Source organism: Microbispora corallina, from assembly GCF_016863035.1.
Lineage (GTDB): Bacteria > Actinomycetota > Actinomycetes > Streptosporangiales > Streptosporangiaceae > Microbispora > Microbispora corallina.
In genome coordinates, this window is sequence record NZ_BOOC01000002.1 from 256,758 (window position 1) to 275,816 (window position 19,059).

Below are 19,059 nucleotides of genomic sequence, written 5' to 3' on the forward strand. Positions count from 1 at the left end.
CGGATCGAGCCATGGGGGGCTCACATGGTGGCCAGGATCTCTTCGACGATCCCGATCGTCGTGCCGGGATGGAGGAAGGCGAACCGGGCCACCGTCTCCCCCTCCCAGCCCGTTGGCGTGACGAATCCGATCTGTCCCGCCAGCAGCCGCCGCGACCAGCGGTGGTAGTCGTCCGCCTGCCAGCCTTTCCGCCGGAACAGGACGACCGAGAGCGTGGGCTCCACGACCAGTTCGAGGTGGTCGCTGCTCCTGACGAGGCCGGCGGCGCGCCGCGCCAGCTCGATCCCCTTCTCGATCGCCTCGGCGTACGCGTCGACGCCGTGGACGGCGAGCGAGAACCACAGCGGCAGCCCGCGCGCCCGCCTCGTCAGGTGGTACGCGTAGTCGGTGGGGTTCCACTCGTCCTCCTCCGTATGGAGGACGTCGAGGTAGGAGGCGTCCTGGGTGTGGACGGCCCTGGCCAGGCGGGGCTCGCGGTACAGCAGCGCGGCGCAGTCGAAGGGCGCGAACAGCCACTTGTGCGGGTCGACCACGAACGAGTCCGCGTGCTCGATCCCGGCGTACAGGTCCCGTACGGAGGGGGCGAACAGCCCGGCCCCGCCGTACGCGCCGTCGACGTGGAACCACAGGCCGCGCTCGCGGGCGACCTCGGCGACGCCCGCCAGGTCGTCGACGATCCCCGCGTTGGTGGTGCCGCAGGTCGCCACGACGGCGATCACGTCGCGGCCGCCGTCGGCCTCCAGCGCGGCCCGCAGCGCCTCCCCGGTCAGCCGGTGGCCGGTCGTGGGCACGACGAGGGCCTCCGCGCCGATGATGTTCAGCGTGTTGATGATCGAGGAGTGCGCCTGGTCGCTGACGGCGATCCGCGGGACGCCGAGCCCGGGCCGCGTGCGGCGGGCGGTGTCGCGGGCGACGACGAGGGCGGACAGGTTGGCGGCGCTGCCACCCGAGACGAAGCAGCCGCCGGCCGAGGCCGGCATGCCCGCCTTATCGGCGATCAGGCGTAGCACCTGGTTCTCCGCCGCGATGGCTCCGGACGCCTCCAGCCAGGAGATGCCCTGCAGTGAGGCGCAGGAGACCACCATGTCGAACAGCAGCGCCGCCTTGGTCGGGGCCGCCGGGATGAACGACAGGAAGCGGGGGCTGTCCGCCGAGATCACGGCCGGGGCGAGCTGGTCGGCGTAGACCTCCAGGACCTTCGCGGGGTCGTGGCCCTGCGCGGTGATGAGCCCCGCCAGCGCCGCGTCGAGCTTGTCCTTGACGCCGGGGTGGTCCAGGGGGACGGGATCCATGGCCAGGCGGTCCCTCATGTACGAGAAGACCAGGTCCGTCAGCCGCTCGTCATAGTAGTGCACCGGGCAAGTATGAGGATAAATCGGGTAAACCCGGTAAACGGCAGCAAAAGTCCCTCGGCTCAGTGACGCCCGCACCGGACCCCCGACGGCGGGCGGGGCGTTTCTGTCGGTGGGCGGATGCATTATGGGCGGGTGGGCGCGCTCGAGGGATTCAGCCCGGTGACCAGGGAGTGGTTCGCCGGCGCGTTCGCCGCGCCCACGGCGGCCCAGGAGGGCGCCTGGTCGGCGATCGCCCGCAGGGAGAACACGCTGGTCGTGGCGCCCACGGGCTCCGGCAAGACGCTGGCCGCGTTCCTGTGGGCCATCGACAGGCTCGCGGTCGAGCACGCTGCCGCCGCGGCGGTGCCGGACGACGAGGTCGACCGGCCGCGCCGCCGTCGCGGCGAGAAGGCCCCCGAGCGGCTGTGCCGGGTGGTGTACGTCTCGCCGCTCAAGGCGCTCGCGGTCGACGTCGAGCGGAACCTGCGCGCCCCGCTCACCGGCATCCGGCAGACGGCCCTGCGCATGAGCCTGCCGGCTCCGGACATCTCGGTGGCGATCCGCTCGGGCGACACGGCGGCCGAGGAGCGGCGCCGCTTCGCCGCCAGGCCGTCCGACATCCTGATCACCACGCCCGAGTCGCTGTTCCTCATCCTCACCTCGCAGGCCAGGGAGGCGCTGCGCGGCGTCGAGACGGTGATCGTCGACGAGGTCCACGCGGTGGCCGCCACCAAACGGGGGGCGCACCTCGCGCTCACCTTGGAGCGGCTCGACGCGATGCTGCCCGAGCCCGCCCAGCGCATCGGCCTGTCGGCCACCGTGCGCCCGGTCGCGGAGGTTGCCGCGTTCCTCGGCGGCCCGCGGCCGGCGACCGTGGTCCAGCCGCCCTCGGAGAAGGTCATCGAGGTCGATGTCGTGGTCCCGGTCGAGGACATGACCGAGTTGGCCCCGCCGCCCGGCGAGGGCGGCGAGCCGTCGGAGCACCGGCGGAGCATCTGGCCCCACGTCGAGGAGCACCTGCTCGACCTCATCGAGGCGCACCGCTCGACCATCGTGTTCGCCAACTCGCGGCGGCTGTCGGAGCGGCTGTGCACCCGCCTCAATGAGCTGGCCTGGGAGCGGCGCGCCGCCCCGCCGCCCGGGGACGGCCCGTCCACGGGCGAGCCGGCGCAGTGGTCGGCCGCGTTCGAGGAGCTCCACGCCCAGTGGTCGGCCCAGCGGGAGAGCGGGGCCGCTCCCATGCCGGCCGAGCTGATGGCCCAGGCGGGCGCGTCCGGGGGCGCCCTCCCCGAGGTGGTGCGGGCCCATCACGGCTCGGTGTCGAAGGAGGAGCGGTCGCAGATCGAGGAGGCGCTGAAGTCCGGGCGCCTGCCCGCGGTGGTCGCCACCTCCAGCCTCGAGCTGGGCATCGACATGGGTTCGGTCGACCTGGTGGCCTGCGTGGAGGCGCCGCCCAGCGTCGCCAGCGGGCTGCAGCGCATCGGCCGCGCCGGGCACCAGGTGGGCGCGGTCTCCCGGGGCGTGATCTTCCCCAAGTACCGCGGCGACCTCGTGCAGACCGCCGTCGTCGCCGAGCGCATGCGCTCGGGGCAGATCGAGGAGCTGCGCTATCCCCGCAACCCCCTCGACGTGCTGGCCCAGCAGATCGTCGCGATGACGGCCCTCGACGAGTGGACGGTCGACGCGCTGGAGGAGGTGGTCCGCCGGGCCGCGCCGTACGCCACGCTGCCGCGCAGCGCCCTGGAGGCGACCCTCGACATGCTGGCCGGCCGCTATCCGAGCGAGGAGTTCGCCGAGCTGCGGCCGCGCGTCGTGTGGGACCGGGTCACGGGCACGCTGCGTGGACGGCCGGGCGCCCAGCGGCTTGCGGTGACCAACGGCGGCACGATTCCCGACCGCGGCCTGTTCGGGGTGTTCCTGGTCGGCGAGAAGTCCTCCCGGGTGGGCGAGCTCGACGAGGAGATGGTCTACGAGTCCCGGGTCGGCGACGTGTTCGTGCTGGGCGCGACCTCCTGGCGGATCGAGGACATCACGGCCGACCGGGTGCTCGTCTCCCCCGCTCCCGGGCAGCCGGGCAAGCTGCCGTTCTGGCACGGCGACAGTGTCGGCCGCCCGGCCGAGCTGGGCCGGGCCATCGGCGCCTTCCTGCGTGAGCTGTCGGCCGCGGGCGCCGGCGGCCGGGGCGACGGGGAGGCCGCCCGGTCGCGGGTACGGGCCGCCGGGCTCGACGAGTTCGCAACCGGCAACCTGCTGTCCTACCTGGCGGAGCAGCGCGAGGCGACCGGATACGTCCCCGACGACCGCACGCTCGTGGTCGAGCGCTTCCACGACGAGCTGGGCGACTGGCGGGTGGTCATCCACTCGCCGTACGGGGGACGGGTGCACGCGCCGTGGGCCCTCGCCATCGGGCGGCGGCTGCGCGAGCGGTACGGCGTCGACGTGCAGGCGATCCACTCCGACGACGGGATCGTGCTGCGCATCCCCGACACCCTGGAGGACGCGCCGACCGACGTGGCGGCCTTCGACGCCGAGGAGATCGAGCAGATCGTCACCGAGGAGCTGGGCGGCTCGGCGCTGTTCGCGGCCCGGTTCCGCGAGTGCGCCGGCCGGGCGCTGCTGCTGCCGCGCCGCAACCCCGGCAGGCGCACCCCGCTGTGGCAGCAGCGCCAGCGGGCAGCGCACCTGCTCGGCGTCGCCAGCGGCTACGGCGGGTTCCCGGTCGTGCTGGAGACCATGCGGGAGTGCCTGCAGGACGTGTTCGACGTCCCGGGGCTGGTCCGGCTCATGCGCGACGTGGCCGCCCGGCGGGTGCGGGTGGTCGAGGTGGAGACCTCGCAGCCCTCGCCGTTCGCGGCCTCGCTGTTGTTCTCCTACATCGGCGCGTTCATGTACGAGGGCGACGCGCCCCTCGCCGAGCGCCGGGCGCAGGCCCTCGCCCTCGACACCGCGCTCCTCGCGGAGCTGCTCGGCCAGGCCGACCTGCGCGAGCTGCTCGATCCCGACGTGATCGCCGAGGCCGAGCGGGAGCTGGCCCGCCTGGACCGGCCGCTGCGCGACGCCGAGGACCTGGCCGACCTGCTGCGTTCCCACGGCCCGCTGCTCGCGGAGGACGTCTCGATCCGCGAGGGCGACCCGGCCTGGCTGGCCGGCCTGGAACGGGCCCGCAGAGCCGTCCGGGTGCGGATCGCCGGGCACGAGCAGTGGGCGGCGGTCGAGGACGCCTGGCGGCTGCGCGACGCGCTCGGCGTCCCGCTGCCGGTGGGCGTGCCGCAGGAGTTCCTGGAGTCCCCGGCGGCCGGCGCCTCCGGGCGGCGTCCCGTCGCCGCCGATCCCCTGGGCGACCTGGTCGCCCGCCACGCGCGCACCCGGGGGCCGTTCTCCCCGGGTGGCGCGGCCGCGCGGTTCGGCGTGGGCGTGTCCGTCGTGGAGGACGCCCTGCGGCGCCTGGCGTCGGCGGGCCGCGTCGTCTCCGGCGAGTTCCGGCCCGGCGGGCGGGGCGAGGAGTGGTGCGACGCCGGTGTGCTGCGGATGTTGCGGCGCAGGTCGCTGGCCCGGCTCCGCAAGGAGGTCGAGCCGGTCCCGCACGAGACGCTGGCCGCGTTCCTGCCCGCCTGGCACGGCGTCACGCCCACGACCGTCACGGGCGAGTCCCCCACGGCCCGGGCGTCCGGCCCCACCGGTCAGGGCGGCCCGGCCGCACACGGGTCCGCGGGGACCGGCCGGTCGATGGACGCGCTGATCAGCGCCATCGAGCGCCTGCAGGGCGCCGCCGTCCCGGCCTCGGCCCTGGAGTCGCTCGTGCTGCCGAGCCGGGTCCCTGGCTACACTCCCGCGCTGCTCGACGAGCTGACCTCCTCGGGCGAGGTCCTCTGGGCCGGGCAGGGCTCGCTGCCGGGCGGCGACGGCTGGGTGTCCCTGCTGTTCGCCGACACCGCCCCCCTGCTGATGCCCACGCCGTCCGAGATCACCATGACGCCCCTGCACGAGCAGGTGCTGGAGATCCTGGGCGGCGGCGGCGCGCTCTTCTTCCGCGAGCTGTCCAACCGCGTCGCTGCGCTCGCCGTCCGCGACGACCGCCTCGGTACCGAAGGCGGCCCTGACGACCGTCGTGGCGACGCAGACGGCGCAGCCCCTCCCAGCGCCTCTCTGGCCCGCCGTGCCCGGATCCTCGGCTCGGCCGCCCCGTCGCCGGTGCCCGGGGTGCCGTCCGCGGTCCCGGACGACACCGTGCTGGCCGCCGCGGTGTGGGATCTGGTCTGGGCCGGCCGCGTCACCGGCGACACGCTCGCGCCCCTGCGATCGATCCTCGGCACGGGGCGGCCCGCCCACCGTCCGCCCACGACCCGCCGCCGCCGTGCCGTCCTGCCCACGCGGAGCGGTCCGCCCACGGTCAGCGGCCGCTGGTGGCTGCTGCCCGCCCCCTCGCCGGACGGAACACAGCGGGCCCACGCCCAGGCCGAGGTCCTGCTCGAACGGCACGGCGTGCTGACCAGGGGCGGGATCACCTCCGAACGCATCCCGGGCGGCTTCTCCTCGGTCTACCAGGTGCTCCGCGCGTTCGAGGAGAGCGGCCGGTGCCGGCGCGGCTACTTCGTCGAAGGGCTCGGCGGCGCCCAGTTCGCCCTGCCTGGCGCGGTGGACCGCATGCGGGCGATGGCGCCGGGCGGCGCGCCCCCGCAGGAGGACATCTGGGCCATGCCTGCGGCCGCCCCACCCAAGCGGACCGTCGTCCTCGCGGCGACCGACCCCGCCAACCCCTACGGCGCGGCCCTCCCGTGGCCCGACCGGGACGACGACGTGACGCACAAGCCGGGGCGTAAGGCCGGCGCCCTGGTGGTCCTGGTCGAGGGACGGCTCGTGCTCTATGTCGAGCGCGGCGGCAAGACCCTGCTGTCGTTCGGGGAGGAGGACGACCTGCGTCCCGCGGTCGAGTCGCTGGCCGTCGCCGTCCGGCGGGGCGCCCTCGGCAAGCTCACGGTCGAGCGCGCCGACGGCGCGGCCATCACCGAGTCGCCGCTCGCCGCCGCCCTGGAGGCCGCCGGGTTCCACCCCACTCCCCGCGGCCTCCGCATCCGCGGCTGAGCCTCCGCCGTTCCCCGTGACCGCTGCGGTCACCCATGGCCCGCGGGCCGAGCCGGTTACGGCTTGGGCGCCACGGTCGGTCCGGACGAGCGCCGGGGGCGGGTCAGGCGAACGTGCTCTCGGGGTCCTCAAGGAGGTCCTTGAGGGCCCGGAGGTAGAGGGCGGCGTCCCGTCCGTTGACGAGGCGGTGGTCGTAGGCGAGGCCGATGTTCGCGTACGTCCGGCTGACGACCTCGCCGCTGCGCAATTGGAGCACCTCCTGCGGGGAGGCGACGGCCAGGGCGCAGGCGTGGCCCGGGAAGATCAACGGGATCGCGAGCGTGACGTCGCCGTCGTGGTGCAGGGTGACGACGATGTTGGCCCCCGCCAGGTCGTCCTCCCGGAAGTCGCCGGTGGCGGCGGCGAGGCGGTACTCCATGAGCCGCGCCGCCACCTCCTTCAGCGACCGGCGGCCGGCGTCATGGATGACCGGCACGAACAGCCCGGCGCCGGCGTCCATCGTGACCCCGATGTGCGGGGCGTCGGGAAGCAGCGCCGTCCGCTCGTCCGCGAGCGTGGCGTACAGCAGGGGGAAGGCCGCGTGCAGGCGGGCGACCGCGCAGGTCACCAGCTCGGGCAGGCCGACCGGCCGCCTGACCTCGCGGGTCAGCCGGGCCGCCAGCGCGAGCGCGTCCCCGACGTCGATCCGCATGACCGTGTACGCCGCCGGGATCGTCTCATGCGAGGCGCGCACGGCCCGCGCCACCGCCCGCTGCACCCGGGACAGCTCGTAGGACGTACCGCTCGCGCCGCCGGAGGACGGCCGCCACCCGGCGCCGCCGGGCCGCCCGTCGTCGTCGCCGCGCCCGGCGTCCCCCGCCTGTCCGGCCCGGGCCGCCTCCCCCACCTGTCCGGCCCGGCCACCCTCTCCCGCCGGGGCGAGGCGGGCCGCGGCCAGGCGCTCGACATCGGTCCGGCGGACCACGGGGACGCCGAGCGCGCGCAGCTCGGCGGGGTCGACGCCCAGTTCCTCGATCAGGGCGCGCGCGGGAGCCGTGATCACCGGTTCCCGCGCGTCCACGGGCGCCGCGCCCGTCGTCTCCGGCGCGCCCGCGCCGGTCACGGCGTGCCCAGGCCGAGTGACTGCGGTCGCGGCGTCGACGGGCGAACGAGAGCCGGTCGCGGCGTGCGCAGGCGGAGTGGCGCCGGTCGCGGCGTCCACAGGCGAGCCGGAGCCGGTCGCGGCATCCGTGGACGGGGCGTCGGCGGGCGGGGTGGCGTCGGCGGTGAGGCGGGCGATCAGGTCGCCGGGGGCGCAGTCGGCGTTGAGGGGCAGCACCCGCCAAAGGTACCCGTCCTCCTCAGCGACCAGTTCCTCGGTGGCCTTGGAGGTCTCCAGGACCGCGACCGGGTCGCCGGAGGCGACCGCCCCGCCGTCCTCGGCCACCCATTCGACCAGGACGTACGAGGTGTCGTTGTTGTTGAGCTTCGGCACCCGGATGTCAGTCACGCAGGGCCTCCAGCACCGCGTCGTGGATCGTGGACTCCTGCACGAGGACGCTCCGCTCCAGGTGGAGGGCGGTGGGGATCACGCTGTCGGCCGAGTGGACGAGCGTCACCGGCCGCCGCAGGTCCCGCCACAGGTGGGCGTGGATCCGGTGGGCGACCTCGCTCCCCCACGTGCCGCCCGCCGTGCTCTCTTCGGCGACGAGCACGGCCCGCGCCCGGCGCAGCGACGGCAGCAGCGGCTCGACGTCGAAGGGGTGGAGCCGGGACGGCACGACGAGTGTGCAGCTCACCTCCTGCTCCAGCAGCAGCCGGCGCATCGCGCCCACCGCGCGCTCCACCATCCCGCCGGGGGCGATGATCACGCAGTCCGCGGCCTCCGGGTCCTCGAGGAACACCCGGGCCGCGCCCGCCGTCCCGCCGGACCCCGCCAGGTGGTCGTGGAGGAACAGGTCCCCCACGTCGTGCATCCGCCGCGTGTAGAGGACCTTGTCCTCGAAGAACACCGCCGGCCGGCCGGCGGCCAGCATCTCCTCCAGCACGACGCGGTTGTCGTGCAGGGGCGACATCTCGTACACCGACAGCCCGGGCACGCCGACGAAGTGCTTCTGCAGGCTCTGGCTGTGCGTCGGACCGTATCCGCGGCCGCCCCCGGACGGGCACCGCACGACCATCCGCATGGGCACGTGAGAGCCGTACATCGAGACGGACTTGGCGGCGAAGTTGACGATCTGGTCGAACGCGAGCGCCACGAAGTCGCCGAACATGATCTCGACGATCGCGGCGTCGCCGCACAGGGCGAGCCCCGCGGCCAGCCCGGTGATGCCCGACTCGCTGATCGGCGTCCCCAGCACCCGGTCGGGGAACCGGCTCGACAGCCCTTTGGTGATCTTGAAGGCACCGCCGTACGGATCGGTGATGTCCTCCCCGATCACGTACGCCGAAGGGTCGGCCTCGAGCACCGCGTGCAGGGCGGCGTTGAGGTTCTCCGCTACGCGCACGGGTCCCACCCCGCCGGGGGCCGGGCGGCGACCTCGGCGACGACGGCCGCCACCCGCTCGCGCTGGGCCCGGTCGGCCGCGCCGAACCGGGCGGGGTCCGCCTCGGCGTACCGCCGGTACCAGTCGTTCGCCTCGGCCTGCCGCACGACCTCGGGGGGCCGGGTGTCGTCGCCCTTGCTGTGCGGGCCGAGCCGGTGGGTGGCGAACTCGACGACCAGCGGCCGTCCCTCGAACCGGACCTCGGAGACCAGCGGGGCGAGCTCGCGGCGGATGGCCGCCACGTCCGAGGTCTCCACCCCGTGGTGGCGGGCCCCGAACGCCTGGGCCCGGGCCCGTACGGTGCCGGACATCTGGCGGGTGGTCGGGGTGGACTGGGCGATCCCGTTGTGCTCCACGACCACCAGCAGGGGCAGCCGCCAGAGCGCCGCGAGGTTCAGCGCCTCGTAGACCGCGCCCTCACCCCAGGTGCCGTCGCCGATGAACACGCAGGCCAGGGCCCCCGGGGAGGTCCGCTTGAGGTGCAGCGCGACCCCCGTCGCGACCGGAAGGCTCTCGCCCTGCACGCCGGTGGAGACGTAGCGGTCGCGCAGGATGTGCTGGCTGCCCCCGACCCCCCGGCAGACCGCCCCCTCGCGGCCCATGATCTCGGCGAGCAGCCCGGCCGGGTCCTGGAAACGGGCGAGGTAGTGGCCGTGCCCCCGGTGGTTGCTGAAGACGTGGTCGGCCTCGCCGAGCAGCCCCCGCAGCGCCACCGGCACGTACTCCTGGCCCAGGCACGTGTGCGTCGTCCCGTTGAGCTCGCCGCGCCCGAACAGGTCGAGCAGCGCCAGCTCGAAGTGCCTGATGAGCAGCAGCAGGTCGAGGTCGTCGCCGGCCGGCAGCGTGGAGCCGGCCAGGGCGACCGACGGCTCGGTCACCGGCCGCTGCCCGCGGCCGAGCCGGCCGGGTCCCCGGCCTCCGCCGCGTGCACGGATCCGGACGTGTGAGCCGGCGCGGGCCGGTGGCCGGCCTCCGCCGCGTGAGCCGGCGCGGGCCCGTCCCCGGCCTCCGCCCCGTGAGCCGGCGCGGCCGGGTCCGCGCCGATGGACTCCAGGACGCCGCTGATCGTCGGCGTGTCGAAGAACACGTCGAGCGGCACCTCGATGCCCAGCCGCTTGCGCATGCGGGCGATGATCTGCGTGATGGTCAGGGAGTGGCCGCCGAGATCGAACAGGTCCTCGTCGTCGCCGACCTCGTCGATGCCGAGCACCTCCTGCCAGATCGCCCTGATCTCGTCGGCGAGGGTCGCCGGCCCGGCGCCGCCCGTCGAGATCTCCCCGAGAACAATGTCTGGATTCGTCATGATGGCTTTGAGGTCCTCCGCTATCTGGGTGACACCCGAGAGGGCGTGGGAGCTGTACTGCATGACCACGGTCAGGCCCTCTGGGCCGTCGACCGCCTGGAGGTGCAGCGCGCTGCGGACGGCGTGGTTGAACACCGCCCAGTCGACCTTCGCGCGCAGATCGGCGAATGCGGGCTCGGACTCCTCCCGCCGCCTCCGGTAGCTCACCGAGACCGGCGCGAGGGCCGTGCGGGGCCGCAGCCCCCTGACGGCCCGGGCTAGCGGCACCGGCCGGAACCGGTACAGCTCCCGCAGGTCGTCGTGGAGCCGGACCGCGAGCCCGGCCACCGTCGTCTCCGGGGACGGCGACGACCAGACCGGGAGCTCGTTGACGAACAGGCCGATGTGGTCCCGGAACTCGGGTGTGCGGGTCGAGACGTCGACGGCGCACACCGGGGCCTCGTTGCCGTACGCGAACAGCAGGGCGTGCACGGACGCGAGGAACACCTCGAACCGGGAGGCGCCCGGCACGTCGGGCATCCGCCCGGCGAACGTGTGGACCGCGCCCTCGCCCGCACCCCGTGTGAGCGCGGACGGGTCGAGACCGGGGATCCTCACCTCGCCGGGCTCCCGCCAGCGGGCGCTCCAGTAGGCGCGCGCCGCGCCGAGGTCGGCCGCGACCCGCTCGCGCTCGGCCGCCGCGTGGTCGGCGTACGACCGGTCGAGCCGCCGCAGGGCCCGGCCGTTGTACAGGGCGGCGAGGTCGCGGACGAGGACGTCCTTCGACTCGCCGTCGAAGACCAGGTGGTGGGCCACGACGACGAGCGCGTGCCGGGTGGCCGACAGCCGGGCCAGCCGGAACCGGGCCAGCGGGCCCCGCTCGACGTCGAACGGCCGCAGGGTCTCCTCCCGGACCAGCGCGTCGAGGTCGTCGGCGGCGGTGGCCCTGATGGCGGGGCGGGCGCCGGGCACCTCGACCGGGATGCCGTCGCGCTCCTGGATCGCGGTGGACAGCACGGGGTGCCGCCGGAGAAGCGCCTCGCACGCCTGGATGAGCCCGCACGCGTCCAGCGCGCCGTCGAGTGTGATCACCAGCGGCATGTGGTACGCCGAGCCGGCCCGGCCCATGCGCTCGGTGATCCACATGCCGACCTGGGCGAACGACGCCGGAGAGGGGTCGGTCACGCGCGCCCCCGCAGGGCCCGTTTGTCCACCTTGCCGCCCCGGTTGCGCGGCAGGGCGTCGAGCGTCACGACGTCGGCCGGGATCTCGTGCGGGGCGAGCCGCCCGGACAGGAACGCCCGCAGGTCGGCGGCGGAGGCCTCCTCCCGCAGGACGACGGCCGCGGTGACGGTCATGCCGAGCACGGGGTGGGGCACGCCGTACGCCGCGGCCTCGACCACGGCGGGGTGGGCGTGCAGCGCGTCCTCCACCTTGAGCGTGGACACCTTGAACGCCCCCGACTTGATCACGTCGCTCTCGCGGTCGACGAGGTAGAGGTAGCCCTCCTCGTCGAGGTAGCCGAGGTCGCCCATCCTGATCCAGCCGTCGCGGAAGACGGCCGGGCCCTCGCGGGAGTCGTTGTAGTACGAGCGGGGCGCCGCGGGCGAGCGCATCCACACCTCGCCCGTCTCCCCCGGTGGGAGCGCCTCACCCGTGGGCGAGGCGACCCGGACGTCGCCGCCCGCCGCCGCCCTGCCGACCGAGCCGGGACGCTCCGGGTCGAAGATCATGATCGTCTGGGCCGGGGCGGCCTCGGTCGAGGTGTAGTAGTTCGTGATCGTGGCGTTGGGGAAGAGCCCGCCGAGCCCGACGGCCACCGGCGAGGGCAGCGGGGCGGCGGCCGAGCCGAGCAGCAGCACACTGGACAGGTCGTGGGCGCCCCGGTCGTTCAGCAGCTCGATGCCCATCGCGGGCACCAGGAACACCGTGCCGGCCCGGTACCGCTCGATGAGCCGGGCGAACCTCCCGGGCGTGAACCGCGGCAGGGTCACCACGGCCGGGTGCGCGGTGAGCGCGTTCACCAGCATCAGCTGCCCGGCGTTGGTCCCGATCGGGAACGCGTGGACGAGGTGGCGGGAGTGCGCGAACGCCCGGTGCCGCGGCCGAAGGCGGGTCCCATAGGCCAGGTTGGCGTGGCTCGCCGCGACGCCCTTGGCCGTCCCCGTGGTGCCCGAGGTGTAGAGGATCTGGGCGAGCGCGCCGGGCCCCGGGGGCGCGGGCGGCGGCTGGGACCCGGGCGGGAGCGCCGCGGGGTCGGTCAGCACGATCGAGGCGCCGCAGTGGGCCACGATCCGTCCGATCTCGGCGTCGGGTGTGCGGTCCGACAGCGGGACCGCCACCGCCCCCGCTCTGAGGACGCCTGCGAACGTGACCGCGTAGTCGATCCACTCCGACGCCGGGAACACCAGCACGACCCGATCTCCGGGCCCGACCCCCGCGGCGAGCAGCGAGGACGCCACCGCGGCCGACCGCTTCTCCCACTCCCCGAAGGTGAGCTCGCCGACACCGTCGACGATCATCGCGACGCCCGCCGGCTCGTCGGCGGCGCGGGCGGCCAGGAGGCCGGGAAGCGTCGGAACCTCCAGCGCGGTCCTCATCATCACTCCGAATAGATCGGATGAATATCACATACCGAAATAGGGAGGAAACTTTAATACTGAAAGGAATGTTTCCAATAATTGCGGGCTAAGTCTGGCATGTCGCAATGACGAGTCACAAGGGGGTCGCGGCGTCGAGAGGGCCGTCCGCGCCGGGCATTCCGGGCGACCGGAGGGGTTGTGAGCGGCCCGGCGCCGTGCCAGACTGACCCCGTCGGGTAACTGCAAACAACCTTTCCAATTACTGTGCGCCGGGGGCGCTCACCTCGGCCTTCGAGCTGCATTCATCCGAGCACAGGGGGCTACGCGGGGATGCTTGCGACCTCGGGCGTTCCATTCTTCCGGGACGACGGCGACCGCCGCTCCCGCACGTGCGCGTCGCGCACCGCGCCTGCCGGATCCTGCCCCGGCGCCCAGCCGTACGGCCCGATGACCCCACGTCCCGTGGCACGCGCGGGGATCACCATGGCCCTGCCGGACTCCTCGTCGGGGAAACCCGGGCCGGAACACGGGCGGGAGAGGTCCGTAAAGCGGTCGAGACACGGCCCGGGGAGCGGCCAGTATCGGAACCGGTGGATCAGGAACCCGGCAGGGAGGCAGGAGATGAAGGAGAGACTGGCGGAGCTGGTGTCGGAGTCGTGCGACGGACAGGTCAGCGCCGCCGAGGTCATGGCGGCGACGGTCCCGCTGTCGTACCTCGGGGTCACCTCGCTCGCGCAGATGCGGCTCATCGACGCGCTGGAACGGGAGTACGGCGTGGAGATCGACCTCGGCGGCGACGTCTCGTTCCTCGACAGCCTGGACGGCCTGGCGGCCTGGGTGTCGGCGGCCCGATGATCGCATTCTCCGGCGCGCGCTCCGGCACGGCCCCGCTCACGTGGGGCCAGCGGGCGATCTGGGACGCCATCGGGCGGACCGCCCCCGACGACCGCTACTTCAACTTCGGGCGTGTGCTGGAGGTGCCGCGGGGGGCGCGGCCCGCGTCGGTGGCCCACGTGTCGCGGGCCGTCGGCCTGCTGGTCGAGCGGCACGAGGCGCTGCGGACGCTGGTCGCGCCCGGCCCCCGCCAGGACCTGCGCGACCGGGGCGCCGTCGAGGTCGCGATCGCGCCGGAGCGGGACCCGGAGGCCGTGCTGGCGGAGCTGTGCGGCACGGCCTTCGACTACGAGAGGGAGTGGCCGCTGCGCGTGGCGCTGGTGACGGAGGGCTCCGCCGCCGGCGAGGAGGTCACGCATATCGTCCTCGCGTTCTGCCACATGGCCGCCGACGGGCTCGGGGCCGAGCGCGTCCTGCGCGACCTGCGGCTCATCCTGCTGCGCGGCGGCCTCCGCGAGGGGCCGCCGCCGCAGCCGCTCGACCTCGCCCAGTGGCAGGGCTCGGCGGCCGGCCGCCGGCAGGCCGCGGGCGCGGCCGCCCACTGGGAGCGCGAGCACCGCAGGATCCCGCCCACGATGTTCCACGTGGCCTCGGGCGCGGCCGAGCGGCCGCCGATCCGGCGGGCCCTGCTCACCTCGCCGGCCGCGGACATGGCCGCCCAGCGCCTGGCCGTCCGGCACGGCGCGAGCACCTCGACCGTGCTGCTGACGGCCGTGAGCGCGATGGTGGCGGAGCTGACCGGCCACGAGACCGTCGCCGTGCTGCCGATCGTGGGCAACCGCTTCCGCCACGACACCCGCGCGGCAGTCACCACGCTGTCCCAGGAGGGCCTTTTCGTCCTGGACGTGGCGGAGGAGGGCTTCGCCGACCTGCTCGCGCGGGCCCGGCCCGCCGTCCTGCGGGCCTACCGGAGCGGCTACCACGACCCGGGCGACCGCGAACGGGTGGTGGCCGAGGCGAGCCGCGACCGCGGCGTCCCCGTCCACCCGTACTGCTGCTTCAACGACATGCGCTTCGCGGAGCGGGCCGTCTACCGCGACGAGGCGCCGATCAAGGAGGCGCTGGACGCGACGCGGATCGCCTGGCCGCTCAGCCAGGACCGGCTCAACTGCCGCTTCTGCGTGCACGTCAACGAGGGCGGGCGGATCTCGCTGACGGCCGACACGCGGTGGCTGGCGACGGCGGACATGGAGCGGTTCCTCGTCGAGCTGGAACGGCTGCTGGTCGAGGCGGCGCTGCGATGACCCCCTCCGGCGTCCGCCACCCCCGTGAGCCCGTCGTCCGCGCGTACGCGGCCGCCACGTCGTGCGCGCAGGGCGAGACGCTGGAGTTCCGGCTGGACACCTCGGCGACGGTGGGGGTCACCGTCCACGACGTGACGAGCGACCGGCTCGTCCTGGCCGACTCGGTGCGGGGGCCCGAGTGGACGCTGCGGGTGCCGGAGACGTGGCCGAGCTCGCTCTACCGGGCCCGGTTCACGCCCGGGCCGCCCGAGACCGGGATGCCCGTCCCCCGGGCGACCGGCGACCTGCCCGGGACCGGGACGAGCGCCGACGACGAGGTCTACTTCGTCGTACGGCAGGCCGTCCCGGGCTCGGCGTCGCCGATCCTCGTGTCGATCCCGTTCACCACGTGGCAGGCGTACAACCGGGCCGGCGTGCCCGGCGAGAGCGTCTACTGGACCGAGCAGCCCGACCGGGCGGCCCGGGTGACGTTCGACCGCCCCGGCGGCGGCCCGCCTCCCGAGCGGTGGGAGGACGGCCTGCTGCGCTGGCTCGGCCCGGCCGGCTACACGGTGGAGTACTGCTCAGGGCTCGACCTCGAGCCGGGACTCCTATCGGCCTACCGGCTGCTGGTGGTGAACGGGCACGACGAGTACTGGTCGGCCCCCATGCGCGACGCCTGCGAGGACTTCGCCCGGCGCGGCGGCAACATCGCGTTCTTCTCCGGCAACACCTGCTGGTGGCAGATCCGGATGGAGGGCCGGACCATGGTCTGCCACCGCGACCCGCTGGCCGACCCCGTGGACGACCCCGCGCTGACCACCGTCGAGTGGTCGAGCGCCCCCGTCGACCGCCCGGAGAACGCGCTGACCGGCGTGAGCTTCCGCAACGGCGCCGGCGTCTGGGGGCCGTCGATGGCCCTCATGCGGGAGGAGTCGTACACGGTCCGCTTCGCGGGGCACTGGGTCTTCGAGGGCACCGGCCTGACCGACGGCGACAAGTTCGGCCAGGGCGCGCTCGGCTACGAGACCGACGCGGCCGAGTTCGAGGAGGTCCTCGGCGTGCCCCGGGTCACCTGCCGGGACGGCACGCCCTCGTCGTTCGTCGTGCTCGCCACCGCCGACCTGCGGCACTGGAGCGCGTACGGCCAGGGCGGCTGGGCGACCATGGGCCTGTTCACCCGGGGCCGGGGCACGGTGTTCAACGCCGCGACCGTCAACTGGGGCAACACCCTGCACGACCCGGTCGTCGACCGGATCACCCGCAACGTCCTCGACCGGCTCTCCCGGCCCGCCCGCACGGAGTGGGAGGTCGTCGGGCCCGTCGCGGACCTGCGCGCGCTGGCCGCCTCCGGCCGGACCCTGTACGCCGTCAGCACCGACGGCGTGCTGCTCACCCGCGAGCTGTGCGGGCAGAACCTGCGCTGGCGGCCGATCGGCTCCGGCGGCGGGGTGCTCTGCCTCGACGCGCCCCGCGAGGCGGCCGGCGGGCTCGCCACCGGCCTGTACGGCGTGACCCCCGCGGGGGTGCTCCGCCATCGGCCGGACACGCAGGAGCCGGCCGACTGGGCGGACGTCGGGCGGGTCCCCCCGGACACCGTCGCCCTGGCCGTCAACGACTCCACGTTCTTCGCGGCGACGTCCCGGGGCCGCCTGTGGGCGCTGCCCTTCGGCGACCTCGCCAGGACCGGCCCCTCCCCCTGGCGGGACGCCGGCGACTCGGGTGGCGCCGTCGCCCTCAGCGGGAGCAACGGGAGCCTCTACGCGCTCGGCGCCGGCCACCGCGTCCGCACCCGGCCGGCCGCCGCCGCGCCCGCCGCCTGGACGGACCTGGGCGAGGCCCCGGGGGCGACCGTCCTCGCCGCCCACGCCGGACGGCTGGTGTCGGCGGGCGCCGGCCGGTCGCTGCGCTGGCGGCCCGCCGCCGGCCCCTGGATCTGAACGGACGCGCCGGATGCGGGACGGGAGGAGGTCAGAGGTCGACCGGGCCGTACCGGGCGGCCGGGACCCCGCAGGTCATCGCCCAGTACCGGTCGCCGTACGACCAGTGCCACCACTCCGTCGGGTAGTTGACGAGACCGGCCGCCTCCAGCGCCCCGCCGAGGATCTCCCGGTGCCGCCGGGCCTGCCGTCCGATGGTGGCGGCCGCCGTGTAGCAGGCGCCGTCGCTCTGCTCGGGATTGGCGTTGACCGCCGTGCCCATGTCGAGCTCGCGTCCGTCATCGTCGCACAGCGTGAGGTCCACGGCCGCGCCCGCCGTGTGGGGGGCGACCTCGATGGGCGAGACGTACCGGCTGGCGGCCACGTGCAGCTCCGCCTCCGACAGACCGGGGTAGGCGGACCTGAGGTCCTCCTTGTACTCCTCGAAGTACCGCGTCTGCAGCGCCGGCGGCCGATAGCCCTCGACGACCAGGATGTTGCACCCGGCGGGCAGGAGGCGCTGCGCCTCCTCCAGGCGGGTCAGCAGCCCCTCACGCAGATGGGCGTAGGCGCCGGCCGGGTCCGCCAGCCGGCCGTCCACCCGCAGCCTCCCCCGCACGTCGCCCAGAGCCTCTCCGCACTCCTCCACCGGGATGGAGGTCACGCGGGGATCCGAGATCAGCACCACCTCGGCGGTGCCAAGGGCGATCGGGGACACGGCGAGGCAGTCGCGGGAAGCATCAGGCATGCGCAGCAACCTATCGCCCGCCGGATCTCCGCCACGCGGGAGGAGGCCCGCCGGCGGTCGCCACGGCGGTCGCGCAACGCCGCCGCACCGCGCGAGTCACCCGCCGTCTCACCCGGTGTCTCACGCTGTGACTCACCCGGTGTCTTATACAGTGTCGGAGAAGACTTCGTCCCTGGCCCGGCCGAGGGCGGCGACGATCGCGCCGCGCAGCACGGGGTTGCCCTCGACGCCGGTCACGGCGACGCTCGGCCGGCTCGGGCACACCCGGGCCACGGCCTCCTCCACGCGGGCGGCCAGCGCGTCGCCGCCGGCCCTGCCGATGTCGCCGCTCAGCACCACCAGGCCCGGGTCGAGCACCACCGCCACGGCCGCGACGCCGACCGCCAGCCGGCCCGCCAGGTCCTCGATGAAGCCGTGGTTCCCGGTGGCCAGGGCCGTGCGGACCAGGCCGGCGACCCCCGCCTCGTCCTGGATGCCGTGCTCGCGCGCCAGACCCCCCAGTGCCTCTCCTCCGACGAGACGCTGGAACGACCCGGTCTGCGGCGCCCTCACGTCGCTCGGCAGCGGCTCGCCGGGAACGGGGAGCCAGCCGATCTCGCCCGCGCCGCCGGTGATGCCGCGGTGCAGCCGCCCGCCCAGCATCACCCCGAGTCCCTGGCCGACGCCGGCCCACAGGATCGCGAAGTCCTCCACCCCGCGCGCCGCGCCGTACGTCTGCTCGGCGAGCGCGGCCAGGTTCACGTCGTTCTCGATGATCACGCAGTCGCCCAGCAGGTCGCGCAGCCCGGCCAGGATGCCGACGTGCCAGGCCGGCAGGTCGAAGGAGTACCGGACGTCGCCGCTGACCGGGTCGACGACGCCGCGGGTGCCGATCACGAAGCAGCGCAGCCGCCCCAGCTCCACGCTCGCCGTCTCGCACGCCCGCAGCACGGCCTCGTGGACCACCCGGACCGGGTCCCCCGCGTCGCTCGGGTCCACCGTCACCTCCGCGACGATCGTCCCGGTGATGTCGGCCACGCCTGCCGTCACACTGTCGGGGAGGACCTCCAGGCCCGCGACGTACGCGCTGGACGGGTTGACGCCGTACAGGGCGGCGTTGGGGCCGCGCCCTCCGGGCCGCTCGCCCGCCGCCGTGACCAGGCCGCGGGTCTCCAGACGGGACAGGAGCTGGCCCGACGTCACCTTGGAGAGCCCGGTAAGCTCTCCCAACTCGGCCCTGGTCAGCGGGCCCTTCGAGAGGAGCAGCTCCAATGCCGCCCGGTCGTTGATCTGACGCAGCAGCCGTGGTGTTCCCGGTCGTTGAGGCACCGGCTGGTTCCCCTCTCGTCACGATCCGCTAACGCGGGTTTTTTTTAAGAAAGTTTCTTGTTAGTTTAGCCGCAGCCACCCCGGAGGCAACCGATCGAGCCTCGGGACGCCATGAGCGCCGACCGAAAGGAGAGCGCCTTCACCAGGTGAGCGGCCCGCCGA

12 protein-coding genes are annotated in these 19,059 nt (G+C 74.6%); 4 read left to right on the forward strand and 8 right to left on the reverse strand.

The features are described from left to right. Positions 1-20: 20 nt before the first annotated feature. Entirely contained in the window at positions 21-1,355 is a 1,335-nt protein-coding gene (locus Mco01_RS03395) for a pyridoxal phosphate-dependent decarboxylase family protein (RefSeq protein WP_204055405.1), read from the reverse strand. A 117-nt stretch (positions 1,356-1,472) separates the two neighbouring features. Here Mco01_RS03395 and Mco01_RS03400 point away from each other — a divergent pair, with 117 nt between their 5' ends. Then, positions 1,473-6,416, forward strand: coding sequence for an ATP-dependent helicase (locus tag Mco01_RS03400; protein WP_204055406.1), 4,944 nt, complete (start codon positions 1,473-1,475; stop codon positions 6,414-6,416). 103 nt (positions 6,417-6,519) lie between these two features. Here Mco01_RS03400 and Mco01_RS03405 read toward each other — a convergent pair whose 3' ends face one another. The 5 genes from Mco01_RS03405 to Mco01_RS03425 are packed head-to-tail and all read right to left on the reverse strand — an operon-like array spanning position 6,520 to position 12,826. Next, entirely contained in the window at positions 6,520-7,905 is a 1,386-nt protein-coding gene (locus Mco01_RS03405; RefSeq protein WP_204055407.1) for a 2-oxo acid dehydrogenase subunit E2, read from the reverse strand. Further along, positions 7,898-8,902, reverse strand: coding sequence for an alpha-ketoacid dehydrogenase subunit beta (locus tag Mco01_RS03410; RefSeq protein ID WP_204055408.1), 1,005 nt, complete (start codon positions 8,900-8,902; stop codon positions 7,898-7,900). The genes Mco01_RS03405 and Mco01_RS03410 overlap by 8 nt, the downstream gene beginning before the upstream one ends. Beyond that, on the reverse strand, positions 8,893-9,819 hold the full coding sequence (locus tag Mco01_RS03415) for a thiamine pyrophosphate-dependent dehydrogenase E1 component subunit alpha (RefSeq protein WP_239103305.1): 927 nt from the start codon (positions 9,817-9,819) through the stop codon (positions 8,893-8,895). The genes Mco01_RS03410 and Mco01_RS03415 overlap by 10 nt, the downstream gene beginning before the upstream one ends. Continuing rightward, positions 9,816-11,408 carry a condensation domain-containing protein gene (locus Mco01_RS03420; RefSeq protein ID WP_204055409.1) on the reverse strand — a complete coding sequence of 531 codons (1,593 nt, stop codon included), beginning with the start codon at positions 11,406-11,408 and terminating at the stop codon, positions 9,816-9,818. Before Mco01_RS03420 ends, Mco01_RS03415 begins: the two co-directional genes overlap by 4 nt. Then, positions 11,405-12,826, reverse strand: a complete 1,422-nt coding sequence (locus Mco01_RS03425; RefSeq protein WP_239103306.1) for a class I adenylate-forming enzyme family protein — start codon at positions 12,824-12,826, stop codon at positions 11,405-11,407. Before Mco01_RS03425 ends, Mco01_RS03420 begins: the two co-directional genes overlap by 4 nt. A gap of 600 nt (positions 12,827-13,426) precedes the next feature. On the opposite strand from Mco01_RS03425, the gene Mco01_RS03430 reads away from it, so the two are divergent. From Mco01_RS03430 to Mco01_RS03440, 3 genes are read left to right on the forward strand one after another with little or no spacing between them, the layout of a single operon-like run. After that, a complete protein-coding gene (locus Mco01_RS03430; RefSeq protein WP_204055410.1) occupies positions 13,427-13,660 on the forward strand; it encodes an acyl carrier protein in 234 nt (77 codons plus the stop codon). Beyond that, positions 13,657-14,943: a condensation domain-containing protein gene (locus Mco01_RS03435; protein WP_204055411.1), complete on the forward strand. Its 1,287-nt coding sequence runs from the start codon at positions 13,657-13,659 to the stop codon at positions 14,941-14,943. The genes Mco01_RS03430 and Mco01_RS03435 overlap by 4 nt, the downstream gene beginning before the upstream one ends. Continuing rightward, a complete protein-coding gene (locus tag Mco01_RS03440; protein ID WP_204055412.1) occupies positions 14,940-16,862 on the forward strand; it encodes a N,N-dimethylformamidase beta subunit family domain-containing protein in 1,923 nt (640 codons plus the stop codon). The genes Mco01_RS03435 and Mco01_RS03440 overlap by 4 nt, the downstream gene beginning before the upstream one ends. A 31-nt stretch (positions 16,863-16,893) precedes the next feature. Here the strand turns inward: Mco01_RS03440 and Mco01_RS03445 are convergent, their stop codons facing one another. Together Mco01_RS03445 and Mco01_RS03450 are read right to left on the reverse strand one after the other, a co-directional pair. Beyond that, positions 16,894-17,589, reverse strand: coding sequence for a M15 family metallopeptidase (locus tag Mco01_RS03445; RefSeq protein WP_204055413.1), 696 nt, complete (start codon positions 17,587-17,589; stop codon positions 16,894-16,896). A 144-nt stretch (positions 17,590-17,733) separates the two neighbouring features. Further along, positions 17,734-18,897: an ROK family transcriptional regulator gene (locus tag Mco01_RS03450; protein WP_204055414.1), complete on the reverse strand. Its 1,164-nt coding sequence runs from the start codon at positions 18,895-18,897 to the stop codon at positions 17,734-17,736. Between the last annotated feature and the right edge of the window lie 162 nt (positions 18,898-19,059).